Genomic DNA, 6,300 nt, shown 5'->3' with positions numbered 1-6,300 from the left:
TGGAAAAACGCTATGAATCAGTTTGCGATTTTGTACGGAGATCGATTCATCAGGTCAAACTGGTGAAATGAAGGCCTGCCTAACGGCAGGCCATTACCAGCCCGCACACAAAAAATCTGACACTCTCGCTCGCTCCCACAGCTTGATCGCATTCCAACTGAAGAAACTCGATTAACTGTGGGAGCGAGCCTGCTCGCGAAAAGGCCAGTCAGTTCAACGCCAAAGCCTTGGCCAGCCGCTTGGCCCGGGCCCCCGAAGCCAATTGCATCACCGACTGATCGCGCTGCCACATCGCCGCCCACTCCGGACTGCCTCCAGCCAACGCCTGATCGATCTCGGGTTTCAACGAATCAAACTGCGCAAACAGCCCACCCAACAACACATGCCCGGCCGGATTGTTCGGCGACTGCCGACTCATTTCCGCACACCCGGCCAACAGCGCCAGCAAGCGCAATTGCAGGGCCTGCGGCCAGTCGCTGTCCTGCCCGACGCCATACAACCACGCGGTCATCGCACTCAGCACATAGACATCTTCCAGTGTGCGAAACGGTTTGACGTAAGCATCCCAACCATCCCCCGCGAGCAACTCGCACAGCGCGCTGTCGAGGTGCAGCCGGCCATGGCTGATGTCCGGCATCAGCGGCAGTGCGGGTAGTTTTTCCACCGTCACACCGGGCTCACCGGGATATACCACCGCCAGACTCAGGCGCGGCGCCTCACCGGGCAATTCACCGCGCGCAGCAATCAACAGCCAGTCCGCCGCATCGCCGGCGGTGACGAAATCCTTGCGCCCGCTCAGGCGCAAATCGGTCAGCCGTGTCTGCATGTCGGCCGGGCGCAAGCTGCGCTGTTCTGTCGCACACAACGCTCCAAGGCTCAGCGGCGCGCTCGGCCAGAGCATGCGCAACGCCGCTTGATAACCGACCAGAAACGCCAGCCCCGGCGTGGCCATCCGCCGGCCACCCGCCACCGCCAATTCGAACGGCGTGACGTTGCCCAGTTGCTGCAACAACGTCGCAAAACCCTCCGCCAGGTCAGCAACGGCGGGCAATCGTTCACGGCTTTGAAGCAGATCTGACCAGGGCATAAGAGGCTCCTTGTGGGCTGTCATATAAGCATCACCGAACGTTCATGGCGATGACACCGGGGCTACATAGCCTGACTTTGCACAACACGGCTGCATAAAGAAAGTCGATCGGCTGCAACCCACGACGGGTTAAAGGCCCGTACGGAGATTCACATGACTCAGATCGCCCGCATCAGCGACACCGGCAATGAACGCCGCCTGCAAGCCGAACGCCTGATCGGCGCGCAAGCTTTGCAGCAAGCCCAGGCCTTGCGCTTCAGCGTATTCAGCGGCGAATTCAACGCCAAGCTGAAAGGCGCGGAACTGGGTCTGGACATGGATGATTATGATGTTCACTGCAGCCACATCGGCGTGCGTGACCTGAACACCGGGCGCCTGGTGGCGACCACGCGATTGCTTGATCACACTGCCGCCAGCACCCTGGGCAAGTTCTACAGCGAAGAAGAATTCAGCCTGCATGGCCTCGCGCACCTGAAAGGCCCGATCCTCGAAATCGGCCGCACCTGCGTCGACCCGGCCTACCGCAACGGCGGCACCATCGCCGTACTGTGGGGCGAACTCGCCGAAGTGTTGAATCAGGGCGGCTACAGCTACCTGATGGGTTGCGCGAGCATTCCGATGCAGGATGGCGGCGTGCAGGCCCACGCGATCATGCAGCGCCTGCGCGAACGTTATCTGTGCACCGAAAACCTGCGCGCCGAGCCGAAAAATCCGCTGCCAACCCTGGATATTCCATCCAACGTGATCGCCGAAATGCCGCCGCTGCTCAAGGCTTACATGCGTCTGGGCGCGAAGATCTGCGGCGAGCCATGCTGGGACGAAGATTTCCAGGTCGCCGACGTGTTCATCCTGCTCAAGCGCGACGAACTCTGCCCGCGCTACGCCAAGCACTTCAAGGCGGCCGTGTAATGAGCCGGCTGCGGGTGTACGCGCGGATCGCGCGAGTGCTGGCGGTGGTGACACTGGGGTTGACCATGGCCAGTGTCTTCGGCGTGTTCGAACGAATTGGCCTGGCGCATTCGATGGAGCGTCGGCAGCGCTGGTCACGGTTTTTCATGGCTCGATTGAGTAATGCCCTGCCCTTTCGCGTGACGGTTCACGGTGAACTGCCGGAACAGCCGATGCTGTGGGTCAGCAACCACGTTTCATGGACGGACATTCCACTGCTCGGCATGCTCACGCCGCTGTCGTTTTTGTCCAAGGCCGAGGTGCGTACCTGGCCGGTGGCCGGCTGGCTGGCGGCAAAGGCTGGCAGCCTGTTTATCCGTCGCGGTTCGGGCGACAGCCAATTGATCCGCAAGCAGATGACCCGTCACCTGCAAACCGATCACTCGCTACTGATGTTCCCGGAAGGCACCACCACCGATGGCCGTTCACTGCGTACCTTTCACGGCCGCTTGCTGTCGGCGGCGATTGATTCAGAGGTGATGCTGCAACCGGTGGCGATCCGTTATCTGCGTGACGGCGAAATCGATGCACTGGCGCCGTTCATTGGTGACGATGATCTGCTGTCGCACCTGATGCGTCTGTTCAGCAATGATTGCGGCGATGTCGAGGTGCATGTGCTCAAGCCGATTGCCTGTCAGGGCCGCGAGCGTGCAGCGCTGGCGTTCGAAGCGCAGCAGGCGGTGCAGAAGGTGTTGTTTGGTGAGGTCGCGAAACCGGCTGAACCGCGTCGCGCCGGCGAATTGATTGCTGCTTGAAATCCCCCCCCTGTGGGAGCGAGCCTGCTCGCGAAAGCGGTGTCTCAGCCAATATAGATGCTGAATGAAACGCCGCCTTCGCGAGCAGGCTCGCTCCCACATTTAGATCCTCATTGGATCAGGTTTTTGTGCGAAGTCCTGGAGTTGTGGGTAGAAAAGTCGGAAGTCCTCGCTCAACGGCTCATACAACCGCCGCAATTCCTGCATCGCCCCCGCCAGTTCCTCCGGCCGGCTCAGTCGCCGGGAGATCCCGCGCAACACCTGCTCCAGCACTTCAAATTCCTGATACGACCCCAACCAGTCATTGGCGACCATGTGCGGGGCGATCTTCGCCAGTCGCTCGGGCAATTGCTGCTCGCGAGACAACACGCGATAAACATCAGCGGTGAACTGCTCCAACGGTTGATCGGCGTACAACCTCCAGTCCCGCGCCAGGCAATGATCGAAAAACACATCGAGGACGATCCCGGCATAGCGCCGCCGGGTATCGGAAAAGCGCCCCAGCGCGATGCCCACCAACGGATGGCGATCGGTGAACACGTCAATCCGTCGATGCAGTTGAATCGCCGCCTCGAGCTCCGGGGCAAACTGCCCTTGCAGCCGGCCTTTGACGAAATCGCCATACAGGCTGCCGAGTAATTGCTCGGGGCGCTGGCCACCGAGGTGCAAATGTGCGAGATAGTTCATGGGCGCAGCTTAGCACTGCGCTTTCATCGTTACACTCAACGTATCGTTATAACCCGATATACCGATTTACACGGTCATCAGATCAAAATCATATTGGTATATCGCGAAATACCGATTTAAAGTTCGCCTCATCGCGATATAGCGCTACAGACATCACGAGCCCCCAAGCCATGAACATCGACCTCGACGAAATAATAAAAGCCCTGGCACACCCAGTACGGCGAGACATCCTCATCTGGCTGAAAGATCCCAAAGCCCAGTTTCCGGAACAGATCCACAACCACGAGTACGGCATCTGCGCCGGGCAGATCGATCAACGCTGCGGCCTGTCGCAGTCGACCGTGTCTGCCCACCTCGCCACCCTGCAACGCGCCGGGCTGATCAGCAGCCAGAAGGCCGGGCAGTGGCACTTTTTCAAACGCAACGAGGACGTGATCCAGGCGTTCCTCAACACCCTCAGTAAAGAGCTCTGACCCTTAACGTCAGCCAGCCACAAGGAATCAACGATGCCCCTCTCGCTACTCATACTCGCCTTGAGCGCCTTCGCCATCGGCACCACTGAGTTCGTCATCATGGGCCTGCTGCCCGATGTGGCGGCCGACCTCGGTGTGTCGATTCCCGGCGCCGGCTGGCTGGTGACCGGTTACGCCCTGGGCGTGGCCATCGGTGCGCCGTTCATGGCACTGGCCACCGCCAGACTGCCGCGCAAGGCTGCACTGGTAGCGTTGATGGGCATCTTCATTGTCGGCAACCTGCTCTGCGCCATCGCCAGTGACTACAACGTGCTGATGTTTGCCCGTGTCGTCACCGCGCTGTGCCACGGTGCGTTCTTCGGTATCGGTTCGGTGGTGGCGGCAGGTCTGGTGGCGCCGAACAAACGCGCTTCGGCGGTCGCTTTGATGTTCACCGGTCTGACCCTGGCCAACGTCCTCGGCGTGCCGCTGGGCACGGCGTTAGGTCAGGAAGCCGGCTGGCGCTCGACCTTCTGGGCTGTGACCGTGATCGGTGTGATCGCACTGATCGGCCTGATCCGCTTCCTGCCAGCCAAGCGTGACGAAGAAAAACTCGACATGCGCGCCGAACTCGCCGCCCTCAAAGGTGCCGGTATCTGGTTGTCCCTGAGCATGACCGCGCTGTTCGCCGCCTCGATGTTCACCCTCTTCACCTACGTCGCGCCGCTGCTCGGCGATGTCACCGGTGTCTCGCCAAAAGGCGTGACCTGGACCCTGCTGTTGATTGGCCTCGGTTTGACGGTCGGCAACATCATCGGCGGCAAACTGGCGGACAAACGCCTCGCTGCCACCCTGATCGGCGTGTTCGTGTCGATGGCCGTGGTCTCCACCGTGCTGAGCTGGACCAGCGTCGCGTTGATCCCGACTGAAATCACCCTGTTCCTCTGGGCCACTGCTTCATTCGCAGCCGTACCGGCACTGCAAATCAACGTCGTGACGTTCGGCAAGGCGGCACCGAACCTGGTCTCGACCCTGAACATCGGTGCCTTCAACGTCGGCAACGCTCTCGGCGCCTGGGTCGGCGGCAGCGTTATCGCCCACGGTTTCGGCCTGACCAGCGTACCGCTGGCCGCAGCAGCTTTGGCGGTACTCGCCCTGCTGGTGACCCTGATTACTTTCCGTCAGAACGGCAATGCCGATCTGGCCCCCGCGACCAACTAATCAACGACTTCACTGACGAGGGTTGTATCTCATGGCAACTATTTTCGATCCGATCAAACTGGGCGACCTCGAGCTGTCCAACCGCATCATCATGGCCCCGCTGACCCGCTGCCGCGCCGATGAAGGCCGTGTGCCGAACGCGCTGATGGCCGAGTACTACGTGCAGCGCGCCTCTGCCGGCCTGATCCTCAGCGAAGCCACTTCGGTGACGCCGATGGGCGTGGGCTACCCGGATACCCCAGGCATCTGGTCCAACGATCAAGTGCGCGGCTGGGCCAACGTGACCAAAGCCATTCACGGCGCGGGCGGCAAGATCTTCCTGCAACTGTGGCACGTCGGCCGGGTTTCCCACCCGTCGTACCTTAACGGCGAAGCGCCGGTCGCACCAAGCGCCATCCAGCCTAAGGGCCACGTCAGCCTGGTGCGCCCAATGGCTGACTACCCAACCCCGCGCGCACTGGAAACCGCTGAGATCGCCGACATCGTCGACGCCTACCGCACCGGTGCCGAAAACGCCAAAGCCGCCGGTTTCGACGGCGTGGAAATCCACGGCGCCAACGGCTACCTGCTCGACCAGTTCCTGCAAAGCAGCACCAACCAGCGCACCGACAACTACGGCGGCTCCCTGGAAAACCGTGCCCGCCTGCTGCTGGAAGTGACTGACGCCGCCATCGAAGTCTGGGGCGCCGGCCGTGTCGGTGTGCACCTGGCACCGCGCGCCGATTCCCACGACATGGGCGATGACAATCTGGCTGAAACCTTCACTTACGTGGCACGGGAACTGGGCAAGCGTGGCATCGCCTTCATCTGCTCCCGCGAGAAAGAAGGCGCCGACAGCCTCGGCCCGCAACTCAAGGAAGCCTTCGGCGGCCCGTATATCGCTAACGAGCGCTTCACCAAGGACAGCGCCAACGCGTGGCTGGCCAGCGGCAAGGCGGACGCCGTGGCGTTCGGTGTGCCGTTCATTGCCAACCCGGATCTGCCAGCGCGTTTGAAAGCCGATGCGCCGCTGAACGAGGCGCGTCCAGAGCTGTTCTACGCCAAGGGCCCGGTCGGCTATATCGACTATCCGACGCTGTAAGCGTTATTCAGTACGAGGCAGCACACACGCAAAAGCCCCCGACTTGTGAGAGCCGGGGGCTTTTTTTCG

7 protein-coding genes are annotated in these 6,300 nt (G+C 61.2%); 5 read left to right on the top strand and 2 right to left on the bottom strand.

The annotated features are described in order from the left end of the window. Positions 1–208 precede the first annotated feature (208 nt). Positions 209–1,087 (bottom strand): acyl-CoA dehydrogenase family protein, encoded by an 879-nt coding sequence (locus CKW18_RS26620; RefSeq protein WP_095191505.1) that lies wholly within the window; start codon positions 1,085–1,087, stop codon positions 209–211. A gap of 153 nt (positions 1,088–1,240) precedes the next feature. On the opposite strand from CKW18_RS26620, the gene olsB reads away from it, so the two are divergent. Both olsB and CKW18_RS26610 read left to right on the top strand, forming a co-directional pair. Continuing rightward, a complete protein-coding gene (gene olsB, locus CKW18_RS26615; RefSeq protein ID WP_095191504.1) occupies positions 1,241–1,996 on the top strand; it encodes an L-ornithine N(alpha)-acyltransferase in 756 nt (251 codons plus the stop codon). Beyond that, positions 1,996–2,790, top strand: a complete 795-nt coding sequence (locus CKW18_RS26610; protein WP_095191503.1) for a 1-acyl-sn-glycerol-3-phosphate acyltransferase — start codon at positions 1,996–1,998, stop codon at positions 2,788–2,790. The genes olsB and CKW18_RS26610 overlap by 1 nt, the downstream gene beginning before the upstream one ends. Positions 2,791–2,892: 102 nt before the next feature. Here CKW18_RS26610 and CKW18_RS26605 read toward each other — a convergent pair whose 3' ends face one another. Then, positions 2,893–3,477 (bottom strand): ACP phosphodiesterase, encoded by a 585-nt coding sequence (locus CKW18_RS26605; protein ID WP_095191502.1) that lies wholly within the window; start codon positions 3,475–3,477, stop codon positions 2,893–2,895. Between the two features lie 170 nt (positions 3,478–3,647). On the opposite strand from CKW18_RS26605, the gene CKW18_RS26600 reads away from it, so the two are divergent. Genes CKW18_RS26600 through CKW18_RS26590 form a run of 3 tightly spaced genes read left to right on the top strand, consistent with a single transcriptional unit; the run spans position 3,648 to position 6,231 of the window. Further along, positions 3,648–3,950 (top strand): helix-turn-helix transcriptional regulator, encoded by a 303-nt coding sequence (locus tag CKW18_RS26600; protein WP_095191501.1) that lies wholly within the window; start codon positions 3,648–3,650, stop codon positions 3,948–3,950. Positions 3,951–3,983: 33 nt separating this feature from the next. Further along, positions 3,984–5,150: an MFS transporter gene (locus tag CKW18_RS26595; RefSeq protein ID WP_095191500.1), complete on the top strand. Its 1,167-nt coding sequence runs from the start codon at positions 3,984–3,986 to the stop codon at positions 5,148–5,150. 31 nt (positions 5,151–5,181) lie between these two features. Next, positions 5,182–6,231, top strand: coding sequence for an alkene reductase (locus CKW18_RS26590; RefSeq protein WP_095191499.1), 1,050 nt, complete (start codon positions 5,182–5,184; stop codon positions 6,229–6,231). The last annotated feature ends 69 nt before the right edge of the window (positions 6,232–6,300 follow it).

The sequence above is a fragment of the Pseudomonas sp. Irchel 3E19 genome (genome assembly GCF_900187585.1).
GTDB lineage: Bacteria > Pseudomonadota > Gammaproteobacteria > Pseudomonadales > Pseudomonadaceae > Aquipseudomonas > Aquipseudomonas baetica.
Note: the sequence above shows the minus strand (reverse complement) of the source record. Positions and strands in the feature narration are given on the sequence as shown.